16 protein-coding genes are annotated in these 16,981 nt (G+C 68.9%); 14 read left to right on the top strand and 2 right to left on the bottom strand.

Annotated features, from left to right (window positions below; all coding sequences use genetic code 11):
• The first annotated feature begins 8 nt into the window (after positions 1-8).
• The 7 genes from QTI17_RS14110 (at position 9) to otsA (ending at position 7,459) form a co-directional block, all read left to right on the top strand.
• Complete coding sequence (locus QTI17_RS14110; protein WP_286533874.1) at positions 9-641, top strand: mechanosensitive ion channel family protein; 633 nt, start codon at positions 9-11, stop codon at positions 639-641.
• A gap of 81 nt (positions 642-722) precedes the next feature.
• Entirely contained in the window at positions 723-1,286 is a 564-nt protein-coding gene (locus QTI17_RS14115) for an MgtC/SapB family protein (RefSeq protein ID WP_286533875.1), read from the top strand.
• A 32-nt stretch (positions 1,287-1,318) separates the two neighbouring features.
• A complete protein-coding gene (locus QTI17_RS14120) occupies positions 1,319-2,002 on the top strand; it encodes a glutathione S-transferase family protein (RefSeq protein ID WP_286533876.1) in 684 nt (227 codons plus the stop codon).
• 28 nt (positions 2,003-2,030) lie between these two features.
• A complete protein-coding gene (locus QTI17_RS14125) occupies positions 2,031-3,296 on the top strand; it encodes a multifunctional CCA addition/repair protein (RefSeq protein ID WP_286533877.1) in 1,266 nt (421 codons plus the stop codon).
• A gap of 62 nt (positions 3,297-3,358) precedes the next feature.
• Positions 3,359-4,126, top strand: coding sequence for a trehalose-phosphatase (gene otsB / locus QTI17_RS14130; protein WP_286533878.1), 768 nt, complete (start codon positions 3,359-3,361; stop codon positions 4,124-4,126).
• Positions 4,123-5,991, top strand: a complete 1,869-nt coding sequence (locus tag QTI17_RS14135) for a glycoside hydrolase family 15 protein (protein ID WP_286533879.1) — start codon at positions 4,123-4,125, stop codon at positions 5,989-5,991. Before otsB ends, QTI17_RS14135 begins: the two co-directional genes overlap by 4 nt.
• Positions 5,992-6,073: 82 nt before the next feature.
• On the top strand, positions 6,074-7,459 hold the full coding sequence (gene otsA, locus QTI17_RS14140; RefSeq protein WP_286533880.1) for an alpha,alpha-trehalose-phosphate synthase (UDP-forming): 1,386 nt from the start codon (positions 6,074-6,076) through the stop codon (positions 7,457-7,459).
• 12 nt (positions 7,460-7,471) lie between these two features.
• Here otsA and QTI17_RS14145 read toward each other — a convergent pair whose 3' ends face one another.
• Positions 7,472-7,801 (bottom strand): hypothetical protein, encoded by a 330-nt coding sequence (locus tag QTI17_RS14145; protein ID WP_286533881.1) that lies wholly within the window; start codon positions 7,799-7,801, stop codon positions 7,472-7,474.
• A 177-nt stretch (positions 7,802-7,978) separates the two neighbouring features.
• Between QTI17_RS14145 and QTI17_RS14150 the strand changes: the two genes are divergently transcribed.
• A complete protein-coding gene (locus QTI17_RS14150; protein ID WP_286533883.1) occupies positions 7,979-9,433 on the top strand; it encodes an aminotransferase-like domain-containing protein in 1,455 nt (484 codons plus the stop codon).
• Between the two features lie 44 nt (positions 9,434-9,477).
• On the top strand, positions 9,478-10,521 hold the full coding sequence (locus QTI17_RS14155; RefSeq protein ID WP_286533884.1) for a Cj0069 family protein: 1,044 nt from the start codon (positions 9,478-9,480) through the stop codon (positions 10,519-10,521).
• Positions 10,522-10,568: 47 nt separating this feature from the next.
• Here QTI17_RS14155 and QTI17_RS14160 read toward each other — a convergent pair whose 3' ends face one another.
• Positions 10,569-10,880, bottom strand: coding sequence for a hypothetical protein (locus QTI17_RS14160; protein WP_286533885.1), 312 nt, complete (start codon positions 10,878-10,880; stop codon positions 10,569-10,571).
• Between the two features lie 163 nt (positions 10,881-11,043).
• Between QTI17_RS14160 and QTI17_RS14165 the strand changes: the two genes are divergently transcribed.
• Genes QTI17_RS14165 through cydB form a run of 5 tightly spaced genes read left to right on the top strand, consistent with a single transcriptional unit; the run spans position 11,044 to position 16,966 of the window.
• Complete coding sequence (locus QTI17_RS14165; protein ID WP_286533886.1) at positions 11,044-12,780, top strand: GMC oxidoreductase; 1,737 nt, start codon at positions 11,044-11,046, stop codon at positions 12,778-12,780.
• Positions 12,781-12,808: 28 nt separating this feature from the next.
• Positions 12,809-13,135, top strand: coding sequence for a Rieske (2Fe-2S) protein (locus QTI17_RS14170; protein ID WP_286533887.1), 327 nt, complete (start codon positions 12,809-12,811; stop codon positions 13,133-13,135).
• 18 nt (positions 13,136-13,153) lie between these two features.
• The gene (locus QTI17_RS14175) at positions 13,154-14,539 is read left to right on the top strand and encodes an aldehyde dehydrogenase family protein (RefSeq protein ID WP_286533888.1); all 1,386 of its coding nucleotides are present in this window, start codon (positions 13,154-13,156) and stop codon (positions 14,537-14,539) included.
• A 13-nt stretch (positions 14,540-14,552) separates the two neighbouring features.
• A complete protein-coding gene (locus QTI17_RS14180; protein ID WP_286533889.1) occupies positions 14,553-15,962 on the top strand; it encodes a cytochrome ubiquinol oxidase subunit I in 1,410 nt (469 codons plus the stop codon).
• Positions 15,959-16,966, top strand: coding sequence for a cytochrome d ubiquinol oxidase subunit II (gene cydB, locus QTI17_RS14185; protein WP_286533890.1), 1,008 nt, complete (start codon positions 15,959-15,961; stop codon positions 16,964-16,966). The genes QTI17_RS14180 and cydB overlap by 4 nt, the downstream gene beginning before the upstream one ends.
• Positions 16,967-16,981 lie beyond the last annotated feature (15 nt).

The following is a 16,981-nucleotide window of genomic DNA, read 5'->3' on the forward strand; positions in this document are numbered from 1 at the left end:
ACCGGGCAATGAACCGAACCCTGCAGGGCCTGCGCGCCCAGCTCCCTCCCTGGGCCATCGAATGGCTCGAGGTCATCGTCCCGCTGGCGCAGGTGGCGCTGATACTGCTGGGCGCCTGGCTCCTGGTGCGCTTCGCGCGGCGCCTGATCGAGCGCGTGACCACCGGCTATGCGTTGCCGGGCAACGTCGACCTGGTCACGCGGCGCACGGTCGCCTTCCTGATCTACGGCGGCGCGCTGCTCTGGGGCCTGGAGCGGCTGGGCGTCTCGGGCACCGTGCTCTGGACCGCCTTCACCAGCTTCGCCGCCGTCGGCGCGGTGGCCTTCTTCGCCGCCTGGAGCGTGCTGTCGAACATCTTCTGCGCGCTGCTGATCTTCACCACACGGATGTTCTGGCCCGGCGACACGATCGAAGTGCTCGAGAACGGCGAGAAGCCCGGCCTCAAGGGCCGGGTGCTCGACATCAACCTGGTTTTCACCACCCTGGAAGAAAGCGGCAGCGCGCAGGGCGGAACCACGCTGAAGATCCCCAACAGCATGTTCTTCCAGCGCGCCGTGCGCCGCTGGCACGGCAGCTCCCCCGCGTTGCCGCGCACCGTCGACCTGACGCCACGGCCCTCCACCGAGGCCCCGCCCGGCTGAGCGGCGCGAAAGTGCCGCCGTCCTACAGTCGGGCGCGCGCCGCCCGGCGACACTTCGGCCACCCCGACTTCCGCCCGCAGCATGGCCGCCTCCGTCTGGGCGGCGACCACCGAGGTGCTCGCCGCCGAGTTCTCCGACGTTCCCGATCTCCCGCAGGTGCTGCGCATCGCCGTGCGCCTCACGCTGGCCTCGGTGCTCGGCTTCCTGCTCGGCTTCGAGCGCGAGCAGCACGGCAAGGCTGCCGGGGTGCGCACCCACATGCTGGTGGCGATCGGCTCGGCGATGTTCGTGCTGGTGCCGCAGCAGGCCGGCATCGAGCCGGCCGACATGAGCCGGGTGATCCAGGGCCTGGTGGCGGGCGTCGGCTTCCTGTGCGCCGGCACCATCCTCAAGCAGGGCCGGGACGAGCAGCAGGTGCAGGGCCTCACGACCGCGGCCGGCCTGTGGATGACGGCCGCGATCGGCATGGCCTGCGGCCTTGGGCGCGAAGTGACCGCCGTGCTGAGCGCCCTGCTGGCGCTGGCGGTGCTGGCGCTGGTGCCCCGGCTGGTGGCGCTGATCGAACGGGTGGTCGGGCCGCCCGCCGACAACGGCGCCAAGCCCCGCGTGATCGCTCCGCCGGACGACGCGGCCCGGCGCCGCTAGCATTGAGGGCTTTGCATCACCGGAGGCCCTTCATGACCCAGCTCTACATCGGAAACAAGAACTACTCGTCGTGGTCGATGCGGCCCTGGGTGCTCATGAAGCAGGCCGGCATCCCGTTCGAGGAAGTGATGGTGCGCTTCGACTCCTTCGACGCCGGCTCGCAATTCAAGAACGCCATCGGCGCGCTCAACCCGGTCGCCAAGGTGCCGGTGCTGGTCGACCATGGCCTCGTGGTCTGGGACACCCTGGCCATTGCCGAGTACCTGGCCGAGACCCATCCCGACAAGAAGCTGTGGCCGCAGGCGACCGCCGATCGCGCCCGGGCGCGCAGCATCTGCGCCGAGATGCACGCGGGATTCGGCGGGCTGCGCGGCCATTGCGGCATGAACATCGAGGCCTCGCTGCCCAAAGTCGGCGCCCGGCTGCTGCGCGAACAGCCGGAGGTGAAATCCGATCTCGAGCGCATCGTCCAGATGTGGGGCGACCTGCTGGCCCAGCACGGCGGTCCGATGCTGTTCGGCGAGTTCACGATCGCCGACGCCTACTTCGCGCCGGTCGGAACCCGCATCAAGACCTACGGCCTGCCGGTGCCTGCCGCCATCACGGCCTACATCGAACGCGTGCAGGCCCTGCCGGGCGTCAAGGCCTGGATCGACGACGCGCTGGCCGAGAAGGACTTCCTTCCCTTCGAGGAGCCCTATCGCAGCGGCCGCTGAGCCCGCCTGCTGCGCCTAGACTCGCGGCATGCAAACCTATCTCGTCGGCGGCGCGATCCGCGATGCCCTGCTCGGCCGCGCCGGCAGCGACCACGACTGGGTCGTGGTCGGTGCCACGCCCGAGCAGATGGCGGCGCGCGGCTTCCTGCCCGTGGGGCGCGACTTCCCGGTCTTCCTGCACCCCGAAACCCGCGAGGAATACGCCCTGGCGCGCACCGAGCGCAAAAGCGCGCCGGGCTATCGCGGCTTCGTGGTCCACGCGGCGCCCGACGTCACGCTCGAGCAGGACCTGGCGCGGCGCGACCTGACGATCAACGCGATCGCGCTGCCGGCGGACAAGCTCGCCGCCTCGGACCGGCTGGACATCGACCCGGCCGACCTGGTCGACCCCTTCCACGGCCAGCGCGACCTGCGGCGCAAGCAGCTTCGCCACGTGACCGAGGCCTTCCGCGAAGATCCGGTGCGCATCCTGCGGGTCGCGCGCTTCGCGGCCCGCTTCGCCGATTTCGACGTCGCGCCCGAGACCCTGGCCCTGATGCGCGAGATGGTCGCGGCCGGCGAGGCCGACGCCCTGGTGCCCGAGCGGGTCTGGCAGGAACTCGCGCGCGGACTGATGGAAGGCCGGCCCTCGCGCATGTTCGAGCTGCTGCGCGCCTGCGGCGCCCTCGCGGTGCTGCTGCCCGAGGTCGAACGCCTGTGGGGCGTGCCCCAGCCCGAGGCGCACCATCCCGAAGTCGACACCGGCGTTCACCTCATGATGGTGCTCGACATGTCGGCCCGGCTCGCGGCGCCGCTGGGCGTGCGCTTCGCCTGCCTGGTGCACGACCTCGGCAAGGGCACGACGCCGGCCGACGCGCTGCCGCGCCACATCGGCCACGAGCAGCGCAGCGCCCGGCTGCTGCGCGCGGTCTGCGAGCGCTGGCGGGTGCCGGTGGAGGTGCGCGAGCTGGCCGACGTGGTGGCGCGCGAGCACGGCAACATCCACCGCAGCGGCGACCTGAATGCCGCCGCCATCGTCCGCCTGCTGGAGCGCTGCGATGCATTCCGCAAGCCCGAGCGCTTCGACGAGGTGCTGCTGGCCTGCGAGTGCGACGCACGGGGGCGCCTCGGCCTGGAGGACACGCCCTATCCGCCGCGCCCCCGCCTCCTGGCCGCCCTGGCGGCGGCGCGGGGGGTGGCCACCGAGCCCATCGCCCGCGAAGCGCAGGCCAACGGGGCCGCGGGCCCGAAGATCGGCGAGGCCATCGCTCGGGCCCGGGTCGCGGCGGTCGCGGCCGCATTGCCCGCACCCTGAGTTCCGAATAGGGACATTGGCCGACGCGCCGCGGCGCGCGACTCTGCTATGGTTTTCCCTCCATGCAGAAGCCTCCCCGACTCACGCCCGACGCGGCCCTGTTCCTCGACTTCGACGGCACGCTGGTGGACCTCGCCGAAACGCCCGAGGCGATCCACGTGCCACCCGCGATGGTTGGGCTGCTCGGCGACCTCCGCGATCTGCTTGGCGGCGCGCTGGCGGTTGTCTCGGGGCGCCAGATCGACGTCCTCGACCGCTTCCTGGCCCCGCTGCGACTGCCCGCCGCCGGCGAGCACGGCGTCCAGCGCCGCGACGCCGAAGGTCGGATGCAGGAGCAGCGCGCCCCCGACCTGACGCGGGTCCTCGATGCCGCCAACGAACTGGCGCGGGTACACGAAGGCCTGCTGGTGGAGCGCAAGCACGCCGCCATCGCCCTGCACTACCGGCTCGCACCGCAGCTCGAGGCGGTCTGCCGCGACGCCATGGCGCGCATCATCTTCGACCAGCCGCAGCTGGAGCTGATGCACGGCAAGTTCGTCTTCGAGGTCAAGCCCGCGGGCATCCACAAGGGCGGCGCGATCGCCGCCTTCATGGACGAGGCGCCGTTCGCCGGCCGGGTCCCGGTGTTCGCCGGCGACGACACCACCGACGAGAACGGCTTCGCCGTGGTCCAGCCGCGCGGCGGCATCGCGATCAAGGTGGGCTCCGGTCCCAGCCAGGCACTGCACCGGCTCGACTCGCCGCGGGCGGTGTTCGAGTGGCTGATCGCGGCCCGCGACCAGCTGGCCTCGCCGCCCCTTCCAGAAACCCCGAAAAGGACCGACGAATGACATCCGCCACCGCAGAGGCCGCCGCCGCAGAAGACCACGCGGGCCCCTCCCCGGCGCCCGCGCCAGGGGGCTTCGGTCCGCCGGCGCCCGCCTCGCTGGATGTCGGCGTGATCGGCAACTGCGCCTACAGCGCCCTGGTCGACGCCCGCGGCCGCGTGGTCTGGTGCTGCCTGCCGCGCTTCGATGGCGACCCGGTCTTCAACGCGCTGCTCGACCCCGGTGCGGACGCCAGCGCCTGGGCCATCGAGATCGAGGATTTCGCCTCGTCGACGCAGTGGTACGAGCCGAACACCGCGGTGCTGCGCACCCGGCTTTACGACAGCGCCGGCCAGGGGATCGAGATCACCGACCTGGCGCCGCGCTTCCACAGTCGCTCGCGCTACTTCCGTCCGCTCACGATGGTGCGGCGGGTCAAGCCGATCAAGGGCACGCCGCGGATCCGCGTGTCGCTGGCACCGCGCTTCAACTGGGGCGCGCAGGCACCGATCATCACCCGCGGCAGCAACCACATCCGGTACGTCGGGCCCGAATTCACGCTGCGGCTCAACACCGATGCCTCGGTCTCGCACATCCTGTCGCGCCAGCCCTTCGTGCTCTCGCGCGAACACAACTTCGTGCTCGGCGCCGACGAGACGCTGACCGACGGCATCGCCGACACCGCGCGCCATTTCGAGCAGGAAACCATCGCCTACTGGCGCACCTGGAGCAAGCGGCTGGCGATCCCGTTCGAATACCAGGAGGCCGTGATCCGCGCCGCGATCACGCTCAAGCTTTCGCTGTACGAGGACACCGGCGCGATCGTCGCCGCGATGACCACCAGCATCCCCGAGGCGCCGGGCAGCCAGCGCAACTGGGACTACCGCTACTGCTGGCTGCGCGACGCCTTCTTCGTGGTGCGCGCGCTCAACAGCCTGTCCGAGGTCGGCACCATGGAGGACTACCTGCGCTGGCTGTCGAACGTGGTGATCGGCTCGCACGGCGAGCACATCCAGCCGCTCTACGGCATCGGGCTCGAGCCCGAGCTGCCCGAGTCCTTCGTCGAAGGGCTGGGCGGCTACCGCGGCATGGGGCCGGTGCGGGTCGGCAACCAGGCGCAGGAGCATTTCCAGCACGACGTCTACGGCAACATCGTGCTCGGCGCGGCCCAGTCCTTCCACGACCACCGGCTGCTGAGCCGGGCCGGGGTCAACGAGTTCCCCTACCTCGAAGCGGTCGGCGAACAGGCGATCCGGGTCTACGGCACGCCCGACGCCGGCATGTGGGAGCTGCGCACGCGGGCCCGCGTCCACACCAGCTCGGCCCTGATGAGCTGGGCCGCCTGCGACCGGCTCGCGAAGATCGCGCGCACCCTGAACCTGCCCGAGCGCGCGGCCTACTGGCACGGCCATTCGTCGCGGATGCGCGAGGAGATCCTGGAGAAATCGTGGTGCGAGGAGCGCCAGGCCTTCGCCGAGAGCTTCGGCGGCCACGAGCTCGATGCCAGCGTGCTGCTGATGGTCGAGGTCGGTTTGATCGACGCCCGCGACCCGCGCTTCATCTCGACCGTCGAGGCGATGGAGAAGTCGCTCTGCGACGGCCCCTACATGCGCCGCTACGAGGCCGCCGACGATTTCGGCAAGCCCGAGACCGCCTTCAACATCTGCACCTTCTGGCGCATCGACGCCCTGGCCAAGATCGGCCGCAAGGCCGAGGCCCGGCAGATCTTCGAGACCATGCTGGCGGCGCGCAACCCGCTCGGGCTGCTGTCCGAGGACACCCACCCGGTGACCGGCGAGATGTGGGGCAACTTTCCGCAGACCTACTCGATGGTCGGCATCATCAATGCGGCAGTGAGGCTGTCGGCGCCCTGGGATTCGTGCATATGAGCAACGCCGGGCCGCCCCAAGTTGCGAGGGCCCCCTCGGGGGGCAGAGAGGACACGCCAGTGCCGAACGTGGGGGCTCGCATATGAGTCGCCTGGTCGTCGTATCGAACCGGGTCGCCGACCCGCGCAAGCCGGCTGCCGGCGGCCTTGCCGTGGCGCTCGGCGAAAGCCTGCAGCAGAGCGGCGGCCTGTGGTTCGGCTGGAGCGGCGCGATCGTCGAGGAAGGCCCGACCGGCGAGGGAGAACTGCACAGCCAGCAGGCCGGCAAGGTCACGCTGGCCACCATCGACCTCAGCCGCGAAGACCACGACAGCTACTACCTCGGCTACAGCAACGACGTGCTCTGGCCGGTGTTCCACAACCGGCTCGACCTGGCGCACTTCGATGCCGGCTTCATCGGCGGCTACCGGCGCGTGAACCAGCTGTTCGCACGCAAGCTGATGCCGCTGCTGCTGCCCGACGACATCATCTGGGTCCACGACTACCACCTGATCCCGCTGGCGGCCGAACTGCGCGCGATGGGCTGCAAGCAGCGCATCGGCTTCTTCCTGCACATCCCGCTGCCGCCGCAGATCATCATCGCGGCCATTCCGCAGCACGAGTGGCTGATGCGCTCGCTGTTCGCCTACGACCTGATCGGCTTCCAGGCCCAGCAGGACGTGCAGCACTTCGAGCACTACGTGCGCAACGAGGCGCACGGGGAATTGCTCGGCGATCACCAGTACCGCGCCTACGGCCAGACCGTGTGCTGCAACGCCTTCCCGATCGGCATCGATGTCGACGAGTTCGCCGCGCTCACCCACGCCAAGGAATCGCGCGACATGTACGAGACCATGAAGCGCGAGTATTCGAGCCGCCGCCTGCTGCTGGGCATCGACCGGCTCGACTATTCGAAGGGCATCCCGCAGCGCGTGCGCTCGTTCCGCGAGCTGCTGGCCAACTACCCCGAGAACCGGCGCAGCGCGACCCTGATCCAGATCGCCTCGCCGACCCGCGAGACGGTCGATGCCTACGGCGACATCCGGCGCGAGCTCGAATCGCTGTGCGGCGCCATCAACGGCGACTACGGCGAGCTCGACTGGATGCCGGTGCGATACATCCACCGCATGGTCGCCCGCAAGCGCGTGCCGGGCCTGTGCCGCGCCGCCGCGGTCGGGCTCGTGACGCCGCTGCGCGACGGCATGAACCTGGTGGCCAAGGAATACATCGCGGCCCAGGACCCGGCCGATCCGGGCGTGCTGGTGCTGTCGCGCTTCGCCGGCGCGGCCGAGCAGCTCAAGGAAGCGCTGCTGGTGAACCCGTACGACACCCACGGCACCGCCGAGACCGTGCAGCAGGCGCTGCAGATGCCGCTGGAGGAGCGCCGCGAGCGGCACCAGAAGCTGCTGGCGCGCATCCGCGAGCAGGACGTGCACTGGTGGCGCGAGGGCTTCCTGAGCGCCCTGCGAACGGCAGCGAACCTGCGCTGAGCCTGCAGGCCTCTACTGGCCGCGCCAGGCGACCTGGCCGGTGAGCAACTGCACCAGCCGTGCCACCAGGGGGGCGGCCGGCGCCGGCTGCGCAGCGGGCAGGGCCCGGAACTCGGCCGGCGACAGCGCGCAGATCTCGATCCAGCCGCCGCGCTCGACCACGTGGACATCGCCCGCCTGCAGCGGCGTCTTGACGCTGAACACGGTGTCGCCGAACCATCCCGGCGGCGACACCACGTTCAAGCAGCCTTCCAGCACCCACAGCGCATGGCCGGGATCGACCGCCACTCGCAGCGCCTGGCCCGGCAGCAGCTGCGTGGTTTCGTGAAGCTCGCTTGTCATGGAACACCTCGGAAGGTTGTTGGGGATGGGGTCATCGTAGGCAGGCGGGCGCCCAGAAAACAGGCACAACCGCCGCCCTTCGAGGGCACAACAGAGCGCGACAATGGCGATCTGTTACGGCCATTCTTCTAGAATCTGCATCTGTTTAAGACCGGAAGCGTGCGCCAGCATCGAGCCATGGAACAGGCACCTCTCTACCGCCAGCTGGCCGTCCACTACCTCGACGCGATCCAGGCCGGCTCGCTCAAGGCGGGCGACAAGCTGCCCTCGCTGCGGGCGCTGATGCGGCTGCACGACATCAGCCTGTCGACCGCGCTGCAGCTGTGCCGCACCATGGAAGGCGAAGGCTGGGTCGAGGCCCGCGACCGCTCGGGCTACTTCGTGCGGCGTCCGCGCCGGCTCGCGATCGCGGCCATGGAAGAGCCCGCGGCCCATGTGGCGCCCGATCCGGCGCAGTACGTCGGCATCCATGCGAAGGTCTCGGAATTCGTCGCCCGCCGGCGCCAGGGCGAGGTGCGGATCGACTTCTCGCTGGCGCGCGGTGCGCCGGAGCTCTATCCCGCGCAGGCGCTGCAGACGATCATGATGCGGCTGCTGCGCCAGCGGCCCGCGCTGCTGACGACCGCCGCGCCCTCGCGCAGCCTCACGCCCTTGCGCGAAGCCGCGGCGCGGCGCGGACTGCGCGCGGGCATGACGCTCGCGCCCGAAGAGGTGCTGTCGACCAATGGCTGCATCGAGGCGCTCAACCTCGCGCTGCGCGCCGTGGCCCAGCCGGGCGACACGGTGGCGGTCGAGTCGCCGACCTTCTACGGCCTGCTGCAGGTGCTCGAGAGCCTGGGCATGCGCGCCGTCGAGATTCCCACCAGCCCGCAGACCGGGCTGTCGGTCGAGGCCCTGGAGATGGCGCTCCAGGCCTACGACAACATCAAGGCGGTGGTGGTGGTGCCGCATCTGCAGAACCCGCTGGGCAGCGTCATGCCCGATGCGCACAAGCAGCGCCTGGTCGCGCTCTGCGAGCAGCACGGCGTGGCGCTGATCGAGGACGACACCTACAGCGAACTGCTCGACACCGACACGCCGGCGCGGGCCATCAAGTCATGGGACCGCACGGGCAACGTGATCCACTGCGCCTCGCTGCACAAGATCCTGGCGCCGGGCATGCGGCTGGGCTGGATCTCGGCCGGACGCTGGCATGGGCGGGTCGAGATGCTCAAGTACACGCAGACCCGCAGCAACGAGGAGCTGTCGCAGTGGACGGCCGGCGAATACATGGCCACCGGTGCCTTCGACCGGCATCTGCGGCGGCTGCGCGAACGCCTGCGGGAGCAGCGCGAGCGCACGGCCGATGCCATCGCGGCGCACTTCCCCCCCGGGACACGGCTGAACCTGCCGCCGGGCGGACTGCAGCTGTGGGTCGAGCTGCCCGACCGGCTGTCGTCGATGACCGTCTTCGACCGGGCCTTGCGCGAAGGGATCCTGATGGCGCCCGGCGCGCTGTTCTCGAACTCGTCGCGCTTCGATCACTACCTGCGCATCAACTGCGGCTGGCCCTTCACCAACGCGATCGAGGACGGACTGCGGCGGCTGGGGGAGATTGCTTGCGAGTCGGGGGCGGTGCGGATGGCGGCCTGAGGGCCGGAGCGCGTACCAGCCCAGATCCGTCCAAGGAGACCGCCATGCTCACTGCACGCCCCGTTTCAGTGGCCCTGCTCTACCCAGGAGACCGCGCAGCACGCGACCGCAGCGACCCGGCCGAGAGCCGCTTTGCGGCGCTGTTCACTGCGTTCGCAGCCGCCGGCGTGGCCGCCGAGCCCGCCGTCTATCACGATGATTTCGCCGACGAGGTCGCCGCGCAGCTGCGGGGCGTCGACGCCGTGCTCGTCTGGTGCAATCCGGTCGAGGCGGGCCGCCGCCGCGACCGGCTCGACGCCGTCTTGCGCGAAGCAGCGCAGGCCGGCGTCTTCGTCAGCACGCATCCGGACACCATCCTGCGCCTGGGCACCAAGGACGTGCTGGTCGACACGCGCGACCTGCCCTTCGGCGGCGATGCGGTCCGCGTCGACAGCCTCGACGCGCTCGCGGCAGGCCTGCCCGATCGCCTGCGCCACGGCGCTCGCGTGCTCAAGCAATATCGCGGGCACAGCGGCATCGGCGTATGGCGGGTCGAGCGCGTCGAAGCCTCTCCGCTGCTGCGCGTGCAGCATGCGCTACGCGGCAGCGCGGAGGAACGAATCGACCTGTCGACGCTGCTCCAGCGCATGGCACCGTACTTCGAAGCAGCCAATGGGGGTCACATGATCGACCAGGCCTGGCAACCGCTTATGGTCGACGGCATGGTGCGCGCCTACCTGGTCGAGGACCGTGTGACCGGCTTCGGCCACCAGGCGATCAATGCCCTCTACCCGGCACGCGCGGGCGAGGCCGCGCCCACGCCCGGGCCACGTCTCTATCACGGCGCCGACCTGCCGCGCTTCCAGGCGCTGAAGCGCCTGCTGGAGACGCAGTGGATCGCGCAACTGCAACAACGCCTGGGGTTGACGCGCGCGCAGTTGCCGATGCTGTGGGACTGCGACTTCCTGCCCGGCGAACCGACCGACGACCAACCCGAGCGCTTCGTGCTCTGCGAGATCAACGTCAGCAGCGTCTCGCCTTTCCCGCCCTCGTCGATCGAGCCGCTGGTGGAGGCCGTGAAGGCACGCATCATGTTGCGGACCGGCTGAGCAGATCGCGCGGTCCACATCGGGCCTGGAGCCGTCCTCGGGCTGCGTCAGTCCCACGCCTTGAGCTGCTTCGCCGCCGTGCCGAACTGACCCAGGTGGTAGATCGCAGCGCCCTTGAACGAGAAGCCGAAGGGCTCGAACGGTTCGGCAAGCATCGTGTCGAGGTACTTGCGCGCCGCCACCCCGGTCGTGACGTGCGGATTGAAGTGATCCCCGGAGGCCTTCGGCACGAACATCGAAACGTACTGGATGAGCGCCGGGTCGCGCAATCGAGCGTTGTTGGCCTCGGCATGCTCCTGCATCGTCGAGTCCGGCTCGAGCAGGATGTCGATGGCCACGGTGTCTGAGGGATGCTTCATCTCCGAACCCCCTGTGCTCATGATTGAGACACCGTCGAGCTTAAACGCCGCCATGGCGCGCGTCGCTGTCAGATGCCACGTACGTGGTCTAGGTGGCCACCGGGATGTTCAAGTTCCGTGCCCGAGTACAGACTGCCCCATTCGAAAAATACGCGAGGTCATGATGGCCGATTTCGACTATGACGTGATCGTGATCGGCTCCGGATTCGGCGGCAGCGTCGCGGCGCTGCGCGCGACCGAGAAGGGCTACCGGGTGGGCGTCATGGAAGCCGGACGCCGCTGGCCCGACAGCGCGATCCCCAAGACCAACTGGGACATCCGGAAATACCTGTGGCAGCCCGAGGCCGAGATGTACGGCCTGCAGCGCCTCAGCTTCCTCGACGACGTGCTGGTGCTGCATGGCGCCGGCGTGGGCGGCGGCTCGCATGTCTACGGCAGCACGCTCTATGTTCCGCCGAAGAAGTTCTTCGCCGCCCCCGAGTGGTCCTATATCACCGACTGGTACGACGAGATGCCCGCGTACTTCGACCAGGCCCAACGCATGATGGGCGTCAACCGCGTGCCCTACATGGACAGCGACAAGGACCGGCTGATGCGCGAGATCGCCGTCGAGATGGGGCATGGCGACACGTACAACAAGGCGCCCGTGGCCACCTTCTTCGGGTCCCCGGGCGTCGAGGTCGACGATCCGTTCTTCGGCGGCGCAGGCCCGCGCCGAACCGGCTGCGTGAATTGCGGCAACTGCATGATCGGCTGCGGCCGCGGAGCCAAGAACAAGCTGACGGAGAACTATCTCTATCTGGCCGAAAAGAACGGCTGCGTGATCCACGACCTGCACGAGGTCATCGAACTCGCACCACTCGACGGCGGCGGCTATGAGGTGATCGCCAGCCACCCCGGCTGGGTGCAGCGCGCGGCCCATGTCGATCGCCATCGCTACACGGCCAGGCAGGTCGTCGTCTCCGCGCACGCCTACGGGTCGGCGCGGCTGCTGCACCACATGCGGCATGTCGACAAGCTCACCGGGCTGTCCGATCAGCTGGGCAAGCTGGCCCGCACCAATTCCGAGGCGCTGATCCTGGTCACGCGACCCTATGCAGCCTGGAAGAAGGACCCGGACCGATTCATCATCACGCCCGGCAGCGTCGCCATCACTTCGGGTGTCTGGCCTGACCCGGACACCAGCATCGAGCCGGTGTCCTATGGCGTGGGCAGCGACTTCTTCGCGCTGGCCACGACCTACTACGCGTCCGGCCCGCAGAAGCACCCCACGGAGACCTGGCTCAAGCACCTGATGGAGCATCCGGTCCAGACCCTCGGCCAGACCTTCGACGCACGGCACTGGTCGGAGCGCGCGATCACCCTGTTGTGCATGCAGACCACCGACACCTCGATCGACCTCTACTTCAAGGACGGCATCCTGCGCAGCCGGCATGGCTCCGGCGATCCGCCGCCCACCCACATCCCCGCCGCCGACGAGTTCGCGAAGCGGCTCGCGGCCAGGATGGGCGGGCTCGAAGCGGCCCTGGATTTCGAAGTCGTCAATCGCACGGCGTCGGCGCACTTCATCGGCGGCATTCCGATCGGCGACTCGCATGAAAAGGGCGTGGTCGATCCCTACCAGCGCGTCTTCGGCCATGCGGGCCTGCATGTCATGGACGGCAGCGTGATGCCCGCGAACCCGGGGGTCAACCCCTCGCTCACTATCCTGGCGCTGGCCGAGCGGGCAATGTCGTTCTGGCCGAACAAGGGCGACGCCGATCCGCGGCCTTCGCTGGGTGCCGGCTACCAGCGCCTGGCGCCCATCATGCCGCGCGCGCCCGCGGTGCCGGCGCAGGCGCCCGGCGCCTTGCGCTTCGACAAGCCGCAGCGCGAAGTGATTCCCGAGTATCCGTACTGAGTCGAAGGCCGACGCACAGGAGACGAGCATGGCGAACCCGACAGTCGAGTACCGAGACCTGGGCCCATCGGACCGATTGCCAGACCGGTCCGTCAATCCCTATTACCTGGCCGACCGCAAGCTGCGCGTGTCCGTCGCTCGCGTCGGCAAGAGCCTGTTCGCCTTCGACGACCTCTGCCCGCACGACGGCTGTCAACTCTCGGCGGGCATCCTGACCGGCACGACGCTGATGTGCCCCTGCGACGGCTCCCGCTTCGACCTCTCCACGGGCAGCGTGGCGGGTGGCCCGTCGAAGCAGCCGCTCCCCACCTACGAAGTGCGCGAGCAGAACGGAGAAATCTGGGTTCGCGCCTGACACCAGGAGTTCATTGCCATGTCCGTCCCCGACTACGCTTCGCTCGTCGCCCGCCAGCGCGCCTTCTTCCTCGAGGGGCATACGCGCCCGGTGGCGTGGCGCAAGACCCAGCTCGAAGCGGTCAAGGCCCTGTTCACCGATCACCACGACGAACTGTGCGACGCACTCTGGAAAGACCTGCGCCGCAACGTGAACGATGCCGACCTGATGGACGTCGACTACTGCGCCAAGGAGGCCGCCTACGCGCTCAAGCACATCGACACCTGGACCAAGCCGCTCCACGAGCCGATGCCGCTGGTGTTCGAGCCCGGCTACATCCGGGTGAACCGGGATCCGCTCGGCGTGTCGCTGATCATCGGCGCGTGGAACGAACCTTTCATGCTGGTCTTCGGTCCGCTGGTGGCGGCGCTGGCCGCCGGCAACACAGCCGTGCTGAAGCCTTCGGAGATTGCCGCCCACTGCGCTGCCGCCGCGGCGCGCCTCGTGCCCGAGTACTTCGATCCGCGCACGGTCGCGGTCGTCGAGGGCGCCGTCCCCGAGACCACCGCGCTGCTGGCGCAGCAGTGGGACATGATCTTCTTCACCGGCAGTCCGCCCGTCGGCAAGATCGTGCACCAGGCCGCCGCGAAGAACCTGACGCCCTGCGTGCTCGAACTCGGCGGCAAGAACCCGACCATCGTGCATTCGTCGGCCAACCTCAAGGCGGCCGCGCGGCGCATCGCCTACGGGCGCTACCTGAACTCCGGCCACATCTGCACCGCGCCCGACCATGTGCTGGCGTGGCCGGAAGTGAAGGACGAGTTCCTGCAGCACATGAAGGACACGATCCGCGAGTTCTACGGCGACGACCCCAAGCAGAGTCCGGACTACGGACGCGTGATCAACCGGCGCAACTTCGATCGCCTGGCCGCGCTGCTCGGAAGCGGCAAGGCGATTGCCGGCGGCCAGACAGATGCCGACGAGCTCTACATCGCGCCGACGGTGCTGGTGGACGTCGCGGTCGACTCGCCGATCATGAAGGAAGAGATCTTCGGGCCGATCCTGCCGGTGCTCGAGATCGATTCGGTCGACTCCGTCATCCGGTGGGTCAACAGCAGGCCGAGCCCGCTCGGCCTCTACATCTTTGCCGAGGACAAGGAGGTGATCGACACGATCCTGTCGGCCACGCGCTCGGGCGATGCGGAGGTCAACGACTGCGCCATCCACCCGCTCTTTCCCGAGCTTCCGTTCGGCGGCGTGGGCAACTCCGGCATGGGCAAGTACCACGGGCGCTGGGGCTTCGAAGCCTTCACCAATGCGCGCGGGGTGCTGCACCACAGCAGCACCGTCGACCCCGGTGTGCGCTATCCGCCTTACGCGAAGCACGGCCTCGAGCGCGTCGCCGTCAACAAGCTGATGCCATAGAGGCGGCATCGAAGTGAACCTCGACCCCGTCCTCCTGTCGCGGATCCAGTTCGGGTTCCTGATCAGCTTCCACATCATCTTCCCCGCCTTCACGATCGGGCTGGCGGCATGGCTGGCAACGATCGAGGGGGCGCGGCTGGCGACCGGCAACGCGCTCTATCGCCGGGTGTTCGACTTCTGGCTGCCGATCTTCGCGGTCTCCTTCGGCATGGGCGTGGTCACGGGCATCGTCATGGCCTTCCAGTTCGGCACCAACTGGGGCGTGCTCGCCGTGAAAACCGGCTCGATCCAGGGCCCGCTGCTCGGCTACGAGGGCTTCACGGCCTTCATGCTCGAGGCGACCTTCTTCGGCGTGATGCTGCTCGGACGCGACCGGGTATCGCCGCGCTTCTACTTCTTCTCGTGCTGCATGGTGTCGCTGGGCACGATGTTCTCGTCCTTCTGGATCCTCGCCAACAACAGCTGGATGCAGGTGCCGCTCGGCCACACGGTGGTGGACGGCAAGATCATTCCGACCGACTGGATGCAGATCGTGCTCGGGCCGGTGCAGATGGTCCGCTGGCCGCACATGCTGCTGGCCGCCTTGTTGACGACCTCGATGTGCGTGTCGGCGACCGGTGCCTGGTACCTGCTGCGCCGGGTCCACTTCGACGAAGGCCGGATGATGCTGCACTGGGGCCTCGGCCTGGCCGCGGTGCTGATCCCGGTCCAGCTCTTCTTCGGCCACCTGACCGGCGAATACGTGCTCAAGCACCAGCCCGCCAAGTTCGCCGCGATCGAAGCGCGCTGGAAGAACGAGCAGCCCGCCAGCGAGGTGCTGATCGCCATTCCCGACGAGGCCAACGAGCGCAATCTCTACGCCATCTCGGTCCCGAAGCTGGGCAGCTTCATCGCCTCGGGCAATTTCACCTCCGCTGAAAGAGGGCTCGAATCCTTCCCGCGCGAAGACCGGCCGCCGGTGCTGATCCCCTTCTTCGCCTTCCGGCTGATGGTCGGCATGGGTCTGGTCATGCTGGCGGTCTCGTGGCTCGGCAACTTCCTGCGCTGGCGCGGCAGGCTGGAGTCGTCGCGCTGGTTCCTGTGGGGCGCGTTCATGTCGTTCCCGACCGGCTTCGTCGCCATCCTGACCGGCTGGTACACGGCCGAGATCGGCCGCCAGCCCTGGGTGGTCTACGGCCTGCTGCGAACCCGGGACGCCGTCACGCCCTCCCTGACGACCAGCGACGTGCTGGCCTCGCTGCTCATCTACGTGGCGGTGTATTGGCTCTTCGTCTGCTTCGGCATCTACTACATCTACAAGCTCCTGCGCGAAGGGCCGCGCGCGAAAACCGAGGCCACGGCCAACGTCACCGGCAGCCGGCCCCTGGCCGTTGCCGCGCGCACGGACACCCCGGTCAACGACAGAGCCGGAGGCACGGCGTGAGCCCGGCGGCCGCCAGCGACCTGGCGCTTTTCTGGGCGGCGGTCATTGCCGTCTCGATCCTGGTCTACGTGATCCTGGACGGCTTCGATCTCGGCGTCGGCATCCTCTTCGGCACCACCCGCGAAGAGAGCCACCGCCTGCACATGATGGACACCATCGCGCCGTTCTGGGACGGCAACGAGACCTGGCTGGTGGTCATCGGCGCCGGCCTGTTCGCAACCTTTCCGGTGGTGTATGCCGTGTTCCTGGGTGCGTTCTACCTGCCTGTCCTGCTGCTGCTCGTCGGCCTCATCTTCCGCGGCATTGCCTTCGAATTCCGCTACCGCAGCGTCAAGACGCGCTGGCTGTGGGACCTGGGGTTCTTCCTCGGATCGACGGTGGTCGCCTTCGTGCAAGGGGCCGCCGTGGGCGCATTGATGCGCGGCCTTCCGGTGGCGCAGGGCCAGTTCGCCGGCACATCCTTCGAATGGCTGCATCCGTTTTCGGTGCTGACCGGCGTCGGCCTGGTCTTCGGCTATGCGTTGCTCGGCGCAGGGTGGATCGTGCTCAAGAGCGAAGGCGAGCTGCGCGACTGGGCCTATCGCCGTATTCCGTGGCTGGCCGCGGCTGTCTTCGGCGTGCTCGGCCTGGCGTTCGCCGTGTCGTTGAGCGTCGATGCGGGCGCGATCGCGCAAAGCCATCTGAAGGACCGGCCCTGGGGCTGGGCCCTGGTCGCGCTGGCGATCGCCGCGCTGGCCGGCGTGGTGGCGGCCGCCCGGGCGCGCCGCGACGGCTTCGCGTACACGTTGACCGTGCTGTTCATCGGCGCCTCGTACCTGACGCTCGGCACGATGTTCTGGCCCTACATGGTCCCGTATGCGGTCACGGTGGCCAGCGCAGCGGCGCCGGAGGAGTCCCTCCGGTTCCTGTTCTATGGCGGCGTGGTGGTCTTGCCGGTGATCGCCGCCTACACCATCGGCGTCTACTGGGTGTTCCGCGGCAAGGTCCGCAGCGGCTACCGCTAGCGACTGCCTGGATTG

Origin of the sequence: Variovorax sp. J31P179, assembly GCF_030316985.1 — a bacterium.
GTDB lineage: Bacteria > Pseudomonadota > Gammaproteobacteria > Burkholderiales > Burkholderiaceae_C > Variovorax > Variovorax ginsengisoli_B.

What these genes read in the sequence shown, in the direction of transcription:
- QTI17_RS14110 (WP_286533874.1), top strand. Translation starts at nt 9, where the DNA reads ATGAACCGAACCCTGCAGGGCCTGCGCGCCCAGCTCCCTCCCTGGGCC.
- QTI17_RS14115 (WP_286533875.1), top strand. Translation starts at nt 723, where the DNA reads ATGGCCGCCTCCGTCTGGGCGGCGACCACCGAGGTGCTCGCCGCCGAG.
- QTI17_RS14120 (WP_286533876.1), top strand. Translation starts at nt 1,319, where the DNA reads ATGACCCAGCTCTACATCGGAAACAAGAACTACTCGTCGTGGTCGATG.
- QTI17_RS14125 (WP_286533877.1), top strand. Translation starts at nt 2,031, where the DNA reads ATGCAAACCTATCTCGTCGGCGGCGCGATCCGCGATGCCCTGCTCGGC.
- otsB (WP_286533878.1), top strand. Translation starts at nt 3,359, where the DNA reads ATGCAGAAGCCTCCCCGACTCACGCCCGACGCGGCCCTGTTCCTCGAC.
- QTI17_RS14135 (WP_286533879.1), top strand. Translation starts at nt 4,123, where the DNA reads ATGACATCCGCCACCGCAGAGGCCGCCGCCGCAGAAGACCACGCGGGC.
- otsA (WP_286533880.1), top strand. Translation starts at nt 6,074, where the DNA reads ATGAGTCGCCTGGTCGTCGTATCGAACCGGGTCGCCGACCCGCGCAAG.
- QTI17_RS14145 (WP_286533881.1), bottom strand. Translation starts at nt 7,801, where the DNA reads ATGACAAGCGAGCTTCACGAAACCACGCAGCTGCTGCCGGGCCAGGCG.
- QTI17_RS14150 (WP_286533883.1), top strand. Translation starts at nt 7,979, where the DNA reads ATGGAACAGGCACCTCTCTACCGCCAGCTGGCCGTCCACTACCTCGAC.
- QTI17_RS14155 (WP_286533884.1), top strand. Translation starts at nt 9,478, where the DNA reads ATGCTCACTGCACGCCCCGTTTCAGTGGCCCTGCTCTACCCAGGAGAC.
- QTI17_RS14160 (WP_286533885.1), bottom strand. Translation starts at nt 10,880, where the DNA reads ATGAAGCATCCCTCAGACACCGTGGCCATCGACATCCTGCTCGAGCCG.
- QTI17_RS14165 (WP_286533886.1), top strand. Translation starts at nt 11,044, where the DNA reads ATGGCCGATTTCGACTATGACGTGATCGTGATCGGCTCCGGATTCGGC.
- QTI17_RS14170 (WP_286533887.1), top strand. Translation starts at nt 12,809, where the DNA reads ATGGCGAACCCGACAGTCGAGTACCGAGACCTGGGCCCATCGGACCGA.
- QTI17_RS14175 (WP_286533888.1), top strand. Translation starts at nt 13,154, where the DNA reads ATGTCCGTCCCCGACTACGCTTCGCTCGTCGCCCGCCAGCGCGCCTTC.